This window comes from Streptomyces sp. HSS9-12 (assembly GCF_054963655.1).
On sequence record NZ_JBUEGC010000020.1, the window covers coordinates 25985 to 42410 of the forward strand.

At 70.1% G+C, this 16426-nt stretch carries 16 protein-coding genes; 9 read left to right on the top strand and 7 right to left on the bottom strand.

What is annotated here, in order from left to right:
* Positions 1 to 102: 102 nt before the first annotated feature.
* Together greA and ACY34J_RS13095 are read right to left on the bottom strand one after the other, a co-directional pair.
* Positions 103 to 600 (bottom strand): transcription elongation factor GreA, encoded by a 498-nt coding sequence (gene greA, locus ACY34J_RS13090; protein WP_462726644.1) that lies wholly within the window; start codon positions 598 to 600, stop codon positions 103 to 105.
* Between the two features lie 223 nt (positions 601 to 823).
* The gene (locus tag ACY34J_RS13095; RefSeq protein WP_462726643.1) at positions 824 to 1258 is read right to left on the bottom strand and encodes a DUF4307 domain-containing protein; all 435 of its coding nucleotides are present in this window, start codon (positions 1256 to 1258) and stop codon (positions 824 to 826) included.
* 117 nt (positions 1259 to 1375) lie between these two features.
* Between ACY34J_RS13095 and mca the strand changes: the two genes are divergently transcribed.
* From mca to ACY34J_RS13110, 3 genes are all read left to right on the top strand, one after another.
* Positions 1376 to 2248 (top strand): mycothiol conjugate amidase Mca, encoded by an 873-nt coding sequence (gene mca, locus ACY34J_RS13100; protein ID WP_462726642.1) that lies wholly within the window; start codon positions 1376 to 1378, stop codon positions 2246 to 2248.
* A gap of 4 nt (positions 2249 to 2252) precedes the next feature.
* Positions 2253 to 2528 (top strand): hypothetical protein, encoded by a 276-nt coding sequence (locus ACY34J_RS13105; RefSeq protein ID WP_462726641.1) that lies wholly within the window; start codon positions 2253 to 2255, stop codon positions 2526 to 2528.
* A 120-nt stretch (positions 2529 to 2648) separates the two neighbouring features.
* On the top strand, positions 2649 to 4709 hold the full coding sequence (locus ACY34J_RS13110; protein WP_462726640.1) for a thioredoxin domain-containing protein: 2061 nt from the start codon (positions 2649 to 2651) through the stop codon (positions 4707 to 4709).
* A gap of 105 nt (positions 4710 to 4814) precedes the next feature.
* Here the strand turns inward: ACY34J_RS13110 and trhA are convergent, their stop codons facing one another.
* Positions 4815 to 5549 (bottom strand): PAQR family membrane homeostasis protein TrhA, encoded by a 735-nt coding sequence (trhA, locus tag ACY34J_RS13115; RefSeq protein WP_462726639.1) that lies wholly within the window; start codon positions 5547 to 5549, stop codon positions 4815 to 4817.
* A 288-nt stretch (positions 5550 to 5837) separates the two neighbouring features.
* Here trhA and ACY34J_RS13120 point away from each other — a divergent pair, with 288 nt between their 5' ends.
* Entirely contained in the window at positions 5838 to 7661 is a 1824-nt protein-coding gene (locus tag ACY34J_RS13120; protein WP_462726638.1) for a phosphoenolpyruvate carboxykinase (GTP), read from the top strand.
* A gap of 565 nt (positions 7662 to 8226) precedes the next feature.
* Here ACY34J_RS13120 and ACY34J_RS13125 read toward each other — a convergent pair.
* Positions 8227 to 8679 carry an SCO4983 family protein gene (locus ACY34J_RS13125; protein ID WP_462726637.1) on the bottom strand — a complete coding sequence of 151 codons (453 nt, stop codon included), beginning with the start codon at positions 8677 to 8679 and terminating at the stop codon, positions 8227 to 8229.
* 115 nt (positions 8680 to 8794) lie between these two features.
* Complete coding sequence (locus tag ACY34J_RS13130) at positions 8795 to 10006, bottom strand: pyridoxal phosphate-dependent aminotransferase (protein ID WP_462726636.1); 1212 nt, start codon at positions 10004 to 10006, stop codon at positions 8795 to 8797.
* A gap of 176 nt (positions 10007 to 10182) precedes the next feature.
* Here ACY34J_RS13130 and ACY34J_RS13135 point away from each other — a divergent pair, with 176 nt between their 5' ends.
* Both ACY34J_RS13135 and ACY34J_RS13140 read left to right on the top strand, forming a co-directional pair.
* Positions 10183 to 10638 carry a hypothetical protein gene (locus tag ACY34J_RS13135; protein ID WP_462726635.1) on the top strand — a complete coding sequence of 152 codons (456 nt, stop codon included), beginning with the start codon at positions 10183 to 10185 and terminating at the stop codon, positions 10636 to 10638.
* Entirely contained in the window at positions 10635 to 12728 is a 2094-nt protein-coding gene (locus ACY34J_RS13140) for a glycosyltransferase (protein ID WP_462726634.1), read from the top strand. Before ACY34J_RS13135 ends, ACY34J_RS13140 begins: the two co-directional genes overlap by 4 nt.
* A gap of 284 nt (positions 12729 to 13012) precedes the next feature.
* Here the strand turns inward: ACY34J_RS13140 and ACY34J_RS13145 are convergent, their stop codons facing one another.
* Positions 13013 to 13171, bottom strand: a complete 159-nt coding sequence (locus ACY34J_RS13145) for a hypothetical protein (protein ID WP_462726633.1) — start codon at positions 13169 to 13171, stop codon at positions 13013 to 13015.
* A 178-nt stretch (positions 13172 to 13349) separates the two neighbouring features.
* Positions 13350 to 13700 (bottom strand): DUF6415 family natural product biosynthesis protein, encoded by a 351-nt coding sequence (locus tag ACY34J_RS13150; protein ID WP_462726632.1) that lies wholly within the window; start codon positions 13698 to 13700, stop codon positions 13350 to 13352.
* A gap of 144 nt (positions 13701 to 13844) precedes the next feature.
* Between ACY34J_RS13150 and ACY34J_RS13155 the strand changes: the two genes are divergently transcribed.
* The 3 genes from ACY34J_RS13155 to ACY34J_RS13165 all read left to right on the top strand — a co-directional run bounded on the left by ACY34J_RS13155 (position 13845) and on the right by ACY34J_RS13165 (position 16319).
* Positions 13845 to 15230 (top strand): hypothetical protein, encoded by a 1386-nt coding sequence (locus ACY34J_RS13155; protein WP_462726631.1) that lies wholly within the window; start codon positions 13845 to 13847, stop codon positions 15228 to 15230.
* An 83-nt stretch (positions 15231 to 15313) separates the two neighbouring features.
* Entirely contained in the window at positions 15314 to 15604 is a 291-nt protein-coding gene (locus ACY34J_RS13160) for a hypothetical protein (RefSeq protein WP_462726630.1), read from the top strand.
* Positions 15605 to 15689: 85 nt separating this feature from the next.
* On the top strand, positions 15690 to 16319 hold the full coding sequence (locus tag ACY34J_RS13165) for an alpha-ketoglutarate-dependent dioxygenase AlkB (protein ID WP_462726629.1): 630 nt from the start codon (positions 15690 to 15692) through the stop codon (positions 16317 to 16319).
* Positions 16320 to 16426 lie beyond the last annotated feature (107 nt).

The window sequence follows — 16426 nt, forward strand, 5'->3', positions numbered from 1 at the left end:
CGTGCGGCGCCGGCACGTTGGCCGGCCCCCGCGGTCAGGCCCTGGCCGTGATACGACGAAACCCCCCGGCGCGCTGTGCGCCGGGGGGTTTCGTGCGCCAGATCAGCCCTGGTACGGCTTGGCGTCGAGGATCTTCACCGAGGCCTTCTTGCCGTTCGGGAGCTCGTACTCGGCGGTCTCGCCGACCTTCTTACCGTTGACACCGGTGCCCAGCGGCGACTGCGGAGAGTAAGTCTCGATCTCCGAGGTCGCGTACTCGCGGGAAGCGAGCAGGAAGGTCGTGGTGTCGTCCGGGTCGCCATCGAAGGCGATGGTGACGACCATGCCCGGAGCGACCACACCGGTGTCCGCAGGGGCCTCGCCGACCTTGGCGTTCTCCAGCAGCTGAGTGAGCTGGCGAACCCGCAGCTCCTGCTTGCCCTGCTCCTCCTTGGCGGCGTGATACCCGCCGTTCTCCCGCAGGTCACCCTCTTCGCGGGCGGCCTCGATCTTTTTGGCGATCTCGACACGTGCGGGACCCGACAGGTACTCCAGCTCGGCCTTGAGCTGGTTGTACGCCTCCTGGGTGAGCCAGGTGACGTTGTCGCTGGTCTGGGTCACAGGTGCTCCTCGTCGGTACTGGGAAATACAAAGCAACGCCCTATCCGGAGCATTGCGCTGTCACCGGTGGGCGAAACCACGAGCCTAACAATTCCGGCAGGAAAGGGGGAGGAGGAAAACCACCGGATACGCATCGGCGCTGGTCAGCGGCCGGAATCCCAGTGATCATCCACCCGGTCGGCGGCAGCGGCGCCGTCTGGCCGGCTGTCGGCCAACGGCGTGGTCAGCCGCCCGATGGGCCGGATGCCGCGGCCTTGCAGCCGAGCAGCTCGACGGCGGTGGCACGCTCCGTGGTCCGGACCGTGACGACCTTGTCCACGCGCGATGCCCGCTCACCGAAGCGAACGTCACGGCGCCCCACTTCATTCCCCGACTCCGCCAGCGCACGCAGCGTGCACACACCGTCTGTGTTCGCGTCCTTACGGACCTCCAGATGGGCCTCGGCCGCGCGATCCGAGACCACCTTGGACTTGATCAGCTCACCGCTGACCTTCTGGCCCGCGACGTAGGCGATACCGATCCAGGTCAGGAGCGCCAGCAGCCCGGTGCCGAGCACGGCGCCGACGATCTTCAGCGTGCGGTCCTTGCGGGCATCGGCGGAACGGCCGTAACGCTCGTAGGGCAGCCCCTGGGGCAGTCCCTCGCACGTGCCCGCCATGGTGTTTCCTCCTGAATGTGGACCACGGAATTATCGGCCCGTCGTTTCGGTCACTATAGAAGGCGCCTTCTCCAACCGGGGGTGAGGGCACCGTGACCAGTGACTGAGGATCGAATCTTGACCGAGCAACTGCGTTTGATGGCAGTCCACGCCCATCCCGACGACGAGTCGAGCAAGGGCGCGGCCACGATGGCCAAGTACGTGTCCGAGGGGGTGGATGTGCTGGTCGCGACCTGCACAGGCGGGGAGCGCGGTTCCATCCTCAATCCGAAGCTTCAGGGAGACCCCTATATCGAGGCGCACATCCATGAGGTGCGCGCCAAGGAGATGGAAGAGGCCCGGCAGATTCTGGGCGTGAAGCAGGCCTGGCTGGGCTTCGTCGACTCCGGACTGCCGGACGGCGACCCGCCGCCGCCGCTGCCCGAGGGCTGCTTCGCCCTGCAGGACGTCGACGAGGCAGCAGGTGCGCTGGTCAAGCTCATCCGCGAGTTCAAGCCGCACGTGATGACCACGTACGACGAGAACGGCGGATACCCGCACCCCGACCACATCATGACCCACAAGATCTCGATGGTGGCGTTCGAGGCGGCGGGCGACCCGGCGAGGTATCCGGAGGCCGGCGAGCCGTGGCAGCCGCTGAAGCTCTACTACAACCAGGGCTTCAACCGGCCGCGCACCCTCGCGCTGCACGAGGCCCTGCTCGCCCGGGGCATGGAGTCCCCGTACGGCGAGTGGCTGCAGCGCTGGGCCGAGTTCCAGCGCAAGGAGCGGACGCTGACCACGCATGTTCCGTGCGCGGACTTCTATCCCGTCCGGGACAAGGCACTGATCGCCCACGCCACGCAGATCGACCCCGACGGCGGCTGGTTCCGGGTGCCGATGGAGATCCAGCAGGAGGTCTGGCCGACGGAGGACTACGAGCTCGCCAAGTCGCTTGTGGATACCTCCCTCCCCGAGGACGACCTCTTCGCGGGCATCCGCGAGAATTGACCGCATGACCTTTCCGACCGCCACCCTCGCCGTGACGCAGCTCGTACCGCTCGCCAAGGAGCTGGACGAGAACAAGGTGACGCCCGGCGTCCTCGGCTTCATCGTGTTCGCGCTCCTCGGCGGGGCCGTGTGGCTGCTGATGAAGAGCATGAACAAGCAGTTCAAGAAGATCGACTTCGAGGAGGTCCCCGCGCGGGGCGCCTCCAGCGAGGGTGAGCGGGAGTCGGCGAGCCAGGAGGCTTCGGCCTCCGGGCAGCCGACCGCCCCAAAGCGGGACTGAGACCGCAGCCGCCCGCCCGGGGCGCGCCCGCGGGCCCCGACGGCCCGGTTGGCGGCTCCATGGCGCGATGCCCGTCCATGCGAGGCACACATCAGCAGCCGGATGGGACAGGATGGGGGCATGGCGAACCGACTGGCCCATGAGACCTCCCCCTATCTGCTGCAGCACGCCGACAACCCGGTCGACTGGTGGCCATGGTCCGACGATGCGTTCGCCGAGGCGCGGCGGCGCGATGTGCCGGTGCTGCTGAGCGTCGGCTATTCGAGCTGCCACTGGTGTCATGTGATGGCCGATGAGTCCTTCGAGGACGAGCACACCGCCGAGATCCTCAACGAGCACTTCGTGCCCGTGAAGGTCGACCGCGAGGAGCGCCCGGACATCGACGCCGTCTACATGGAGGCCGTCCAGGCCGCCACCGGCCAGGGCGGCTGGCCCATGACGGTCTTCCTCACGCCGGAAGCCGAGCCGTTCTACTTCGGGACCTACTTCCCGCCCGCGCCCCGCCCCGGCATGCCCTCCTTCCAGCAGGTGCTGGAGGGCGTACGGGCGGCCTGGGCCGACCGGCGCGAGGAGGTCGGCGACGTCGCCGGCCGGATCGTCCGTGAGCTCGCTTCACGCGCGCGTGCCCTCGGCGGCGCGGCCGCACCGCCGCCCACCGAGGAGGACATCCACGCCGCGCTGCTGGGCCTGAGCCGCGAGTACGACGCCACGCACGGCGGCTTCGGCGGCGCACCCAAGTTCCCGCCGTCCATGACACTGGAGTTCCTGCTGCGCCACCATGCCCGCACCGGCTCCGAGGGCGCGCTGCAGATGGTCCAGCACACCTGTGAGGCGATGGCCCGCGGCGGCATCTACGACCAGCTCGGCGGCGGGTTCGCCCGCTACGCCGTCGACCGCACCTGGACGGTGCCGCACTTCGAGAAGATGCTCTACGACAACGCCCAGCTGTGCCGGGTGTACGCGCATCTGTGGCGGGCCACAGGCTCCGACCTCGCCCGCCGGGTGGCGCTGGAGACCGCCGACTTCATGGTGCGCGAACTGCGCACCCGCGAGGGCGGTTTCGCCTCCGCGCTCGACGCCGACAGTGACGACGGCACGGGCAGGCACGTCGAGGGCGCGTACTACGTCTGGACGCCCGAGCAGCTGCGCGAGGTCCTCGGCGACGCGGACGGGCAACTCGCGGCCGGGTACTTCGGGGTGACGCAGGAGGGCACCTTCGAGGAGGGAGCCTCCGTACTCCAGCTGTCGGGAGAGGGGCTCACCGATGCCGCCCGGATCGCCTCGATCCGGCAGCGGCTGCTGGCCGCGCGCGAGCAGCGGCCGCGGCCCGGCCGCGACGACAAGATCGTCGCCGCCTGGAACGGTCTGGTCGTGGCGGCCCTCGCGGAGACCGGTGCGTACTTCGACCGGCCCGACCTGGTCGAAGCAGCCGTCGACGCCGCCGACCTGCTGGTTCGTGTGCACATGGACGAGCACGCCCGGCTCGCCCGCACCTCCCTCGACGGCACCGTCGGGGCCCACTCCGGGGTGCTGGAGGACTATGCCGACGTCGCCGAGGGCTTCCTCACGCTGGCATCGGTCACCGGCGAGGGCGTGTGGGTGGACTTCGCCGGGCTGCTTCTCGACACCGTGCTGCGGCACTTCACCAGCGAGGACGGCTCCCTGTACGACACCCCGGACGACGGCGAGGCCCTGATCCGCAGGCCACAGGACCCGACCGACAACGCCGCCCCGTCCGGCTGGACCGCCGCCGCCGGTGCCCTGCTGTCGTACGCCGGCTACACCGGCAGCGCCCGCCACCGTGAGGCGGCGGAGCGCGCGTTGGGGGTGGTGAAGGCACTCGCCCCGCGTGCCCCCCGCTTCATCGGGTGGGGACTGGCGGTCGCCGAGGCGTTGCTGGACGGGCCGCGCGAGGTGGCGGTCGTCGGCCCGACGGGAGACGAGGCGACCGCGGCGCTGCACCGTACGGCCCTGCTGGGGACGGCGCCGGGCGCGGTGGTGGCGGTCGGCGAGCCGGGGGAGGCTGGTGAGCCCGGCGCCGGGGAGGTGCCGCTGCTGCGCGACCGGCCGCTTCTGGACAGCCGCCCGGCCGCGTACGTCTGCCGCAACTTCGCCTGTGAGGCGCCGACAGTCGAGCCCCAGGTCCTGGCGGCGAAGGTGGGCGTGAAGCTCACGATCTGAGGCTCACAGCATGAGCCCCCGAGCCTGAGCCCCCTGCGCATGAGGAGCACGGGGGGCTCAGTGCCGCGCTTTCACGCCCCCGTATGTGCGGAGGTCATGGTGGTGTCATGCGTGCTGGTAGGCCACCAGCGAGATGCCCACGTAGTGCACCACGAAGGCCGCGAGCGTGAAGGAGTGGAACACCTCGTGGAAGCCGAACCACCGCGGTGAGGGGTTGGGCCGCTTCATGCCGTAGATCACGCCGCCCGCGCTGTAGAGGACACCGCCGACGATCACGCAGACGAGCACCGCGATCCCGCCGTTGCGCAGGAAGTCGGGCAGGAAGAAGACCGCCGCCCAGCCCATCGCGATGTAGCAGGGGGTGTAGAGCCAGCGCGGGGCGCCGACCCAGAACACCCGGAAGGCGATGCCGGCCAGGGCCGCGGCCCAGATCCCCCACAGCAGCAGATCCCTGCGCCCGTCGGGCAGCAGCAGGATCGTCAGCGGTGTGTAGGTGCCCGCGATGATCAGGAAGATGTTGGCGTGGTCCAGGCGCCGCAGGACGCCGGTGACCCGGTCGCTCCAGTTGCCGCGGTGGTAGAGCGCGCTCACCCCGAACAGCAGGCAGGCGGTGAGCGTATAGACCCCGCACGCGATACGGCCACGCGTGCTGTCGGCGAGCGCGGTCAGGAAGACGCCCGAGATGAGGACGGCCGGGAACATGCCGGCGTGCAGCCAGCCACGCAGTCTTGGCTTGACCGGATTTGGGAGGGTTAGTGCGCGAGTGTCGGGGGACTCGGGTGCGGTCGCCGGCTCGGAGGGCGCGGCGTCGGAAGAGGCGTCTGGCGCGGCGGCATTCATAGCGCGACATGCTACCTACGCAACCGTAGGTTACGTGTCAGTACCAAGTGGTGATCCTCACGAGGAGGCCCCCTGGACAGAAGCGCTGAGAGATCGGATGATCAAATGAGTGCGGTCGGCACCGGATGAGCGGTCACGAGAGCGTCCGGGTCGCAGCCCCCACGGGGCAAGCAACAACCTCCATACGCGGACATCCGAGACAGCTGAACGGCTGTAGGGATGTCCGTTTGACCCCTAACCCCTCAACATGCACGCCGGAGCAGTGCGGTCCGGCGGGACGGAGCGATCGTGGCGCGCAGCAATGCGGCTCCCACCAGCAGCACCACCAACCACCAGGAGCTGGTCTCCTGGGTCGACGAGATCGCCGCCCTCACCCAGCCCGACCAGGTTGTGTGGTGTGACGGCTCGGAAGCGGAGTACGAGCGCCTGGCCGAGGAGCTCGTTGCGAAGGGCACCTTCAAGAAGCTCGACCCCATCAAGCGCCCCAACTCGTACTACGCCGCCTCCGACCCGCGCGATGTGGCGCGCGTCGAGGACCGCACCTTCATCTGCTCCGAGAAGGAGGAGGACGCGGGCCCGACGAACCACTGGAAGCACCCCGACGAGATGCGCGAGATCTTCACCGGGGAGAAAGGAATCTTCCGGGGTTCCATGCGCGGCCGCACGATGTACGTCGTGCCGTTCTGCATGGGTCCGCTCGGTTCGCCGCTGTCCGCCATCGGCGTTGAGATCACTGACTCGGCCTACGTCGCGACCGCGATGCGCACCATGACCCGAATGGGTCAGGCCGTCCTCGACGAGCTGGGCGAGGACGGTTTCTTCGTCAAGGCGGTCCACACCGTCGGCGCCCCGCTCGAGCCCGGCCAGGAGGATGTGCCGTGGCCGTGCAACAGCACCAAGTACATCTCCCACTTCCCGGAGACGCGGGAGATCTGGTCGTACGGCTCCGGCTACGGCGGCAACGCGCTGCTCGGTAAGAAGTGCTACGCGCTGCGCATCGCGTCGGTCATGGCCCGCGACGAGGGCTGGCTGGCCGAGCACATGCTCATCCTCAAGCTCACCCCGCCGCAGGGCGAGGCCAAGTACGTGGCCGCCGCCTTCCCGTCCGCGTGCGGCAAGACCAACCTCGCGATGCTCGAGCCGACCATCGCCGGCTGGACCGTCGAGACCATCGGTGACGACATCGCCTGGATGCGGTTCGGCGAGGACGGCCGCCTCTACGCGATCAACCCGGAGGCCGGCTTCTTCGGTGTCGCGCCCGGCACCGGTGAGCACACCAACGCCAACGCCATGAAGACCCTGTGGGGCAACTCGGTCTTCACCAACGTCGCGCTGACCGACGACAACGACGTGTGGTGGGAGGGCATGACGGAGGAGACTCCGGCCCACCTCATCGACTGGCGGGGCAACGACTGGACGCCGGAGTCCGAGACCCCGGCCGCGCACCCGAATGCCCGCTTCACCGTCCCGGCCGCCCAGTGCCCGACCATCGCGCCGGAGTGGGAGGACCCGAAGGGCGTGCCGATCTCGGCGATTCTCTTCGGCGGCCGCCGCGCCAGCGCCGTGCCGCTGGTGACCGAGTCCTTCAACTGGCAGCACGGTGTCTTCCTCGGTGCGAACGTCGCGTCCGAGAAGACCGCCGCCGCCGAGGGAAAGGTCGGCGAGCTGCGCCGGGACCCGTTCGCCATGCTGCCGTTCTGCGGCTACAACATGGGCGACTACATGGGGCACTGGATCAAGATCGGCAAGAACGCCGACCCGGAGAAGCTGCCGAAGATCTACTACGTCAACTGGTTCCGCAAGGACGCCGACGGGCGCTTCGTGTGGCCGGGCTTCGGCGAGAACAGCCGCGTGCTGAAGTGGATCGTCGAGCGGCTGGAGGGCAAGGCGGACGGCGTCGAGACGCCGATCGGCATCCTGCCGACGAAGGAGGCGCTCGACACGGACGGGCTCGACATGGACGAGGCCGGCCTCGACCTGCTGCTCACGGTCGATGCGGATGTGTGGCGGCAGGAGGCGGCGCTGGTGCCGGAGCACCTGAACACCTTCGGTGAGCACACGCCGAAGGAGCTGTGGGACGAGTACCGCGCGCTGGTCCAGCGTCTCGGCTAGTCCCTCGCCGGGCAGGCCGCTCCGCGCGGCCGGTTTTCCCGCCCACCCGCCCCGGAAGGGGCGGGTGGACGCGTTCGTGGCCGGACAGACGGCAGCCCGGACGGCAGGCCTGCCGTCCGGGCTGCCGCCGAGTGACGCTGGCTCCAGGGTGTGCTGCACCGCCGCCGCGGCCCACTGACGGCCCCAGCCGCAATGACGGCGCGCCTGGGGGCTGGGCGGGGGTCGGGGGCGGAGCCGGGGCCTCCGGGGTGGGGGTCCCGGACTGCGCACGCGACGGGCCTGGCGGCCCGCGCATCCGCTCTGACGTCCGGGACCCCCACCCCTACGCCCCACGTCTCTTCAGGTCCGGCTGCCATCCCACCGAGGGGCGTCGGCGCGCCCCGGCGGTAAGCCGCCACATCCCCGGCCGCCATGCGGCGAGGGGCTGCGGCTGGAGCCGGCGGGCCGTGGTGGCGGACCTGTTCAGTGGGCTGCGGCGGCCGGGGGTGCCGGGCTCGAACACCGACCGCTCCTCGGCGAAGTTCGCCCGGTGGACGAGGTCGAGCAGTTCATCCTGCAGGCCCCGTTAGTGCGCTGCGGCGGCAGGCGATGGTTGGGGGAGGGCCGCGGCGTGGGCGTCCATGCGTTGGGCCGCGAGGATCGCGGACGCCGTGTCGGCGCGCGACGCGGCGACCACCAGCGCCCGCCCGGCCAGCGCATGCGCCCGCCGGTGCAGCGCCGAGGCGCGCGCCTCAGCGCGGCTCGCGCCCGAGCCCTCCGTGACCAGGGCCGTACCCACGGCAGCCCGCACGGGCCGCGCCCCCCGCCGCAGCCGCGCCACCTGCCCCGATATCCGTTCGGCGGCCTGATCCAGATCCGGATCGGAGGACAGGGCGCGCAGCTCATCGGTCACGGCCAGCAGTGCCGCCAGATGCCCGGCGAGCTGGATGTCCAGCTCCTCCTCCCGTGAGCGGTGCGGGAACTCGGGCTCGGCCTCGGCCATGCGGTGGACCGACTTGGCGCGGATCGGTTCATACATGGGATGGCCTCCAAAACTTCAGGAGACCATCCTAACTTAGATTCTGTCTAAAGTTGAGGCGCATGTGCTCGGTATCGGACGCCTCTTCGACGCCCGCCGCCCCGATCACAGGGGATTACGGCTGGCTGTAGCCGTCCAGGAAGCGGCCGATCCGGGCCACCGCGTCCGCCAGGTCCTCCTTGTACGGGAGCGTGACCAGCCGGAAGTGATCCGGCTCGGGCCAGTTGAAGCCCGTCCCCTGCACGACGAGCATCTTCTCGGCCCGCAGCAGGTCGAGGACCATCTGCGCATCGTCCTTGATCTTGTGGACCTTGGGGTCCAGCCGCGGGAAGGCGTACAGGGCGCCCTTGGGCTTGACACACGTCACGCCCGGGATCTGCGTCAGCAGCTCGTACGCCGTGTCCCGCTGCTCCAGCAGGCGCCCGCCCGGCAGCACCAGATCGTTGATCGACTGCCGCCCGCCCAGGGCGACCGCCACCGCATGCTGTGCGGGCACATTCGCGCACAGCCGCATATTGGCGAGGATCGTCAGCCCCTCCAGGTAGCTGGAGGCATGGTCCTTCGGTCCGCACACCGCGAGCCAGCCGCTGCGGTAGCCCGCCACCCGGTACGCCTTGGACAGGCCGTTGAAGGTCAGCGTCAGCAGGTCCGGCGCGATGGCGGTGGTGGGGGTGTGGGTGGCACCGTCGTAGAGGATCTTGTCGTAGATCTCGTCCGAGCAGACGACCAGGCCGTGCCGGCGGGCGATGTCGGTGATGCCGCGCAGCAGCTCGTCGTCGTACACCGCGCCCGTCGGGTTGTTCGGGTTGATGACGACGATCGCCTTGGTGCGGTCGGTGACCTTGCGCTCGATGTCGGTGAGGTCCGGGAACCAGTCGGCCTGCTCGTCGCAGCGGTAGTGCACGGCCGTGCCGCCGGCGAGCGAGACGGCCGCCGTCCACAGCGGGTAGTCCGGCGCAGGGACCAGTACCTCGTCGCCGTCGTCGAGCAGCGCCTGCATCGCCATCTGGATCAGCTCGGAAACGCCGTTGCCGAGATAGATGTCCTCGACGTCCAGCTCGATGCCCTTGGTCTGGTAGTGCTGCATCACCGCGCGGCGGGCCGGGAGGATGCCCTTGGAGTCGCCGTAGCCGTGCGCGCTGCCGAGCGTGCGCAGCATGTCCTCGAGGATCTCGGGCGGGCACTCGAACCCGAACGGCGCCGGGTTCCCGGTGTTGAGCTTGAGGATGCGGTGACCTGCAGCCTCCAGCGCCATCGCCTCCTCGAGCACCGGACCGCGGATGTCGTAGCAGACGTTGGCGAGCTTCGTGGACTGGATCACCTGCATGTCGGACACCTTACGGGCGCGTATCGGGTGGCGCTCGGTGTTTTTCACCACGTCCGAGGGGCGGGGTCGCTTGCGGACGGACCGGCCGGCCGGACAACCGGCTGTACGAAAGGGGTCTTCGGGGCCTTTCGGGGACGGTCATGTCGTCCATTCGCCGCTGGCTAGAATCGCGCGTCATGGGTGAACGAGGGCGGCAGGTATTCGTTGATACGTCCGGGCGTCGGAAGCGCGTCGCGCGTTATGCGGCCACCGGGGCAGGGGCGGCGCTCACCTGCTTCCTCCTGGCGCTCACCGCGGGCCTGTTCGACCCCGGGCCGGGCGGCGGCTCCCTGCCCTGGATCAAGCAGCAGGCGACCGGGGCTCCGGCGGAGGCCAACGCATCGCCGTCCGCCCCTTCCACGCACCGCCCGCGCCCCTCCGCCACGCCCAGCGCACATGCCACGAGCGCCAGTCCGAGCACCACCGCGACAGCTACGCCGAAGGACACCGCCACGGCCGGTGACTCGCCGGAGAGCTCGCCCGCCCCCTCCACCAGCACAACCGCCGGACCCACATCCCCCGCCCGTGGGAACGGCATCGGCAACGGCAACGGCACTCCCTCCCCGGCCGTCGGCAGAGGTAAGGGCAAGTGAGCAGACATGCGTTCCGCCGCGACCCCCGAGCCCACTGGCTCCTGCTGATCCTCGCCCTCACCGTCGCCGCCGTCGCTCTGCTCTTCGACGGCTACACGCGGCACGAGATAGCCCCCGCGGCGACGGGGCCCTCCGGGAACTGCGCCAAGGCCCCCGGCAGTATCACTACCTCGGGCCCGGTCATCAGGGCCGTCGGCGGCCGCACACAGAGCGCTTCGATGCCCGACCGGACCGTCGCCCTCACCTTTGACGGGGGCCCCGACCCGGCCTGGACGCCGCGCCTGCTCGATCTGCTGAAGGCGCACGGCGCCCACGCGACCTTTTTCGTCAGCGGTGCCGACGCGGCGCGGCACCCAGACCTGATGGAGCGCATCCGAGCCGAAGGCCACGAGATCGGCTCGCACACCTACACCGACGCCGCGCTCGGCTCAGTGAGCACGATACGCGCAGGATTCGAGCTGTCCCTCACCCAGAACGCCCTCGCCGGAACGGCGGGCGTCAACACCCGGCTGCTGCGCCTGCCGCACACCTCCACCACCGCCACCCTGTGTGCGGCCGACTGGGAGGCCGGCCGACGCGCCGCCGAGGACGGCTATCTGCTGGTCGCCGCGGACTCCCCGGACCGGCGGCCGGCCGATGGCGCCGTCCTGCAGTTCACCCGGTCGCCCGCGGCGTACGACCAGGTTGCCAGGATCCTGTCGAAGGGCGGCCGACCCGCCCATGCCCATGGCCGCGCGCTGAAGTTCACCACCGTCACCGAAGGACTCGGACTGCCCCGCGCCGCGACCGAGGTCTCCATGACCGACCGCTGGGCGGGCACCGCCCTGGTCTGGGCCCAGGCCGGATCGCACGCGTTCGCGACGAGCATGACCGTGCTGCTCGTCGTCGCCGGTGTGATCACCGTGCTGCGGCTCGTTCTCCTGCTGACCGTCGCGCGCGTGCACGTCCGCCGCACCCGGCACAGCAGGCGGCGTGGCGGACGGCGCCTCCCGCCGCTCACCGACCCGGTCTCGGTCATCGTCCCCGCGTACAACGAGGAGGCGGGCATCGAGGCGACCGTGCGCTCGGTCCTCGCCTCTACGCACGAGTTCGTCCAGGTCATCGTGGTCGACGACGGCTCGAGTGACCGTACGGCCGAGATCGCCCGGTCCATCGACGACCGCCGGGTCATGGTCATCCGGCAGCCCAACGGCGGCAAGGCGGCCGCCCTCAACACCGGGCTGAGCTGGGCGCACTTCAACATCGTGGTGATGATGGACGGCGACACCGTCTTCGACCCGGACGCCATCCGCAACCTCATCCAGCCGCTCGCCGACCCCGCGGTCGGGGCGGTCAGCGGCAACACCAAGGTCGGCAACCGCCATGGCATTCTGGGCCGTTGGCAGCATCTCGAGTACGTCATCGGCTTCAACCTCGACCGCCGCATGTTCGACGTCCTCGAGTGCATGCCCACGGTGCCCGGCGCGATCGGCGCGTTCCGGCGCGATGCGCTCATGGGCGTCGGCGGCGTGAGCGAGGACACCCTCGCCGAGGACACCGATCTCACCATGGCGCTGTGCCGGGCCGGCTGGCGGGTCGTCTACGAGGAGTCCGCGGTCGCCTGGACCGAGGCGCCCTCCTCGCTCAAGCAGCTGTGGAAGCAGCGCTACCGCTGGTGCTACGGGACCCTGCAGGCCATGTGGAAGCACCGTCGTGCCGTCTTCGAGCGCGGGGCGGCGGGCAAACTGGGCCGCCGTGGACTCACGTACCTGGCGCTGTTCCAGACCGCTCTGCCGTTGCTCGCCCCGCTCGTCGACATCTTCGCGCTCTACGGGCTGCTCTTTCAGGGCGCGGCCCAGGCGGGCGCCGTCTGGCTCGGCTTCACGGCAGTGCAGCTGTTCTGCGCGGTGTACGCGCTGCGGCTGGACCGGGAGCGGTTCGAGCCGCTGTGGACCATGCCGCTGCAGATTTTCGTCTACCGGCAGCTGATGTACCTGGTCGTGGTGCAGTCCGTGGTGACCGCCCTGCTCGGCAGCCGGCTGCGCTGGCACCGAATGCAGCGCAGCGGCTCCGCCGCCGACCAGCTGCAGCGCGAGCCGGTCGCCCCCTGAAGCTCCGGCTGACCCCTGGCCCGCTGACCGGCGGCGATGCTCTGACCTGCGCAGCGATCTCCCGTAATCGCACATCTGAGCCCGCGTTAACCCGGGCTGGCCCGCCCGGGTGTTCCCGCGGGAACGCCATGGGGAACCCCGTCTGACGGGGTGACAGCCTGCCCTATTCGGAACATGACCGACTCCCACACGCCGCGCCACGGGTCGGGTAGGAGGCCGCGTTCGGCCAGGGATTGTACGAGCGCGGCGTGCCCAGGGTGCACTTGTACGGTGCTGGCCACGGGTCAGCTCCCGCCGCCCTGGCCGCCGCCGCCACCGCCGCCGCTGCCATCGGGGGACGGCGGGGCCGGTGGGGTCCAGGGCTTGATCGGGGCGGGCTTGCCTTTGTGCTTGCCGTCGGCCGCTTGGTGGATGGGGCTGCGGTCGGGCGGTGGAATGGTCATGATGCTCCTCTCGTAGACGGTGGTGCGCCGGTGCCCGCCCCGGTCGGCCGACAGGCTTGGGGAACCACGCCGACGGGACGGGTGGGCCGGGGCGGGGGCTTGGTGGGGGCCGCCAGCAGGGGGCATGGCGCGCGTCGCTGCCGACGGCCCCGGTCTCATACGGTCGGGCAGCTGCCGTTCACCGGGCGGCCCGGTAGTAGTCCAGGAGGAACCGGCAGCTGCGGCCGAGCTCGTGCACGTGGGCACTGGCCGACGCCAGCCCTTCGCCCATGCCCTCGTCGACCAGGCGGTGGACACTGTCCAGGGTGGCCTGGCGCTGTTCCCACGCTGCGCTTCCCCGGTCCATGCCATTGGTGTGTTCCTGCACCTCGGGCAGCAACAGCTGGATGTGGCCGCGGAGCAACTGCTCCAGATCCGCCAGCTCCTCATACGGCGGCAGGGCGCGCCGTTCAGCCGTCGCCTGGTCGATCGTCAGTGCGATGCGGTTGGCATCAATGTCCGCATTCCTGGGTTGCTCAGTGGTCGTCACGCTTGGCTCCCCTGTAATGGGTTGAATTCGCAGCGTTACTCGTACGGCGAGTACAACGCGCCCTAGGGTGGGAGAACTACGTCCGGTAGACCCTCGGGTGGTTTACCGGGTTTACCGCCCTGCTTGGGAAGGGTGAGACAGCTCGTGACAGAGCCACGCGCGCGCAACGACACACTCAGCGATGCCATCAACGAGGCCGGTCTGACGTACGAACAGCTGGCGCGTGCCGTCCGTATGGTGGCTGCCGAGTGCGGCGATTCCCTGCTGCGTACGAACAAGTCTGCAGTGGCCCACTGGGTCACCCGCCGCAAGCAACCGGAGACGGCGACCGCGGGTTACATTGCGGAGGCCCTGTCCCGCAGGATCGGCCGGACGGTTCGCGCGTCCGAGCTGGGGCTTGTGCCCGCAGACGCGGACAGGCCCGAGGCATATCTTGGGTTACGCCTCGGGCCCGATCCAGTGGACATGCTAGTGCGACTCGGGGAGGCAGACATCCACCGCCGCAAACTCCTCACCTCGGCCGCCTACTCGGTCGCCGCGGCCGCGCTGCCGCTCGGCATTCAGCAGGCCAGCGAGTACCAGCAGCGCGCCCGCACGGGGCACCGTGCCGGCCGTGCGGAGATTGAGGCCGTGCGCGACATGGTGAGGATGTACACGGCCATCGATGAACGCCACGGCGGGCAGCACGGAAGGTCGGCCGTCGTGCAGTACCTGCGCGAGGACATCGCCAGGCTCTGCCGCGCGACGTTCGCCACCGAGCAGGACCGGACGGAGATGATGTCGGCCGCGGCCTGCGTCGCATACCTGTGCGGCTGGAAAGCGTACGACGCTGGGGAGCACGGCCTGGCGCAGCGCTACTACCTGCAGGCCTACAGCCTGACTCGCGAGGCAGGCGACGACGTGCACAGTGCGTTCATTCTGAGGATCATGGCGCACAACGGCATGGACATTGCCAGGCCTGAGCACACCCTCGACCTGGCCGAGGCCGCACTCGCACGCGTCCAGGGAAAGGCCGATCCCACGACGCAGGCAGTGTTCGCTGTCACCCGCGCCCGGGCCTTGGCCAACGCCGGCCGCGGGCGGGAAGCGGTAGCGCAGACCCGGGTCGCACAGGACCTGGCGCTGCGCGGCGACGAACAGGCGATGCCTTTCTGGGCCGCACTGTGGGGCTCGGCCGGCGCCTGCGTCAGCTCGCACACCGCGAAGACCTTCCACGCGCTCAGCGATCACCCGAACGCTGAGCGGCACTACGCGGCCGCAGCGAAGGGCCGGCCGGGCGCCGAGTACCAGCGCATCACCGCCCTGACCATTGCTGCACAGGGGCGGGAGCAGGCGGCCCAGGGCCATCTCGAGCAGGCCTGCCACACCTGGGGCCGGTCGCTCGACCTCCTCGAGGGCGTACGGTCCGCACGCGCCGCCGATGCGGTGTCCGGGATGCGACGCTCTCTACGGTCGTACTCCCGCCGCGGCATACGGCTGGCCACCGACGTCGACGAACGAGCGCGATCCTGGGAACTCACGCACGCCTGAACACACAGCACCGCCCCCTGCCCGGCCCATAAGCCAGACTGGGGGCGTTGTTCAGTGCGGCGGGGCAAAACGACGGACGGCGGGTGACCTGGCAGGACCTCAGTGGTGCCGCCTCGGCTGCCGACTCCTTCCCGGACGCCCCGGCCAACGCCCTGCTGGTCAGTGGCGACGGCACGCTGGTGGTCGCCACCGACCTGGGTGTGTTCACCAGTGACCGCGCGGTGCGTACGGGCACTGGCAGCGGCTCGGCACCAGCCTGCCGACCCGCGCCCGCCGTCTATCTGACGCCGAGCCCTGACGGCCGCGAGGTGTACGTCGCCACGCACGGACGGGGCTCTGGAAGACGGCCATGCCGTAGCAGGACCGGGCCGTAGGAGTACCGCCGTCCGCCCTGGTGGCCACCGCCAGGGCGGACGGCTTAATAGGGCACGCGTTCGGTTCTGTGGTTACCCTGAAACGGTGTCCGCGTACCTCCAGGGCTCGCTCTTCGACCAGGGCGACGACGTCCGCCTCGGTCCGCTGGACGGCATACGCAGGACCGTGCTCGGGAACGGGGCCTGGATCGACCTGCTGCCCGGCTGGCTGAGCGGCGCCGACGCGCTGTTCACGCAGCTCGCCACCAAGGTGCCCTGGCGGGCCGAGCGGCGGCAGATGTACGACAACGTGGTCGACGTACCCCGGCTGCTCGCCTTCTACGGCGCCGAGGACCGGCTGCCGCACCCCGTCCTGGACGAGGCGCGGGAAGTGCTGTCTGCCTACTACGCCGCCGAGCTCGGTGAACCGTTCACCACGGCCGGGCTCTGCTACTACCGTGACGGCCGCGACAGCGTCGCCTGGCACGGCGACCGGATCGGCCGGGGCGCCCGGCAGGACACCATGGTCGCCATCCTGTCCGTGGGCGCGCCGCGCGACCTGCTGCTGCGTCCGCGCCGCGGTGGGGGCACCCAGGTGCGCCGGCCGCTCGGACACGGCGATCTGATCGTGATGGGCGGCTCCTGCCAGCGGACCTGGGAGCATGCGATCCCCAAGAGCACACGGGCGACCGGACCGCGCATCAGCATCCAGTTCCGCCCGCACGGCGTGGGCTGAACGCCGGGTCTCACCGGAGGCCGGAGCGCCGGATCGCCCGTCCCGCGAGATGTCGGTCCGGCGGCCGTCCTCGATGACGAAGTGGCCGTCGATGAGTACGTCGTCGA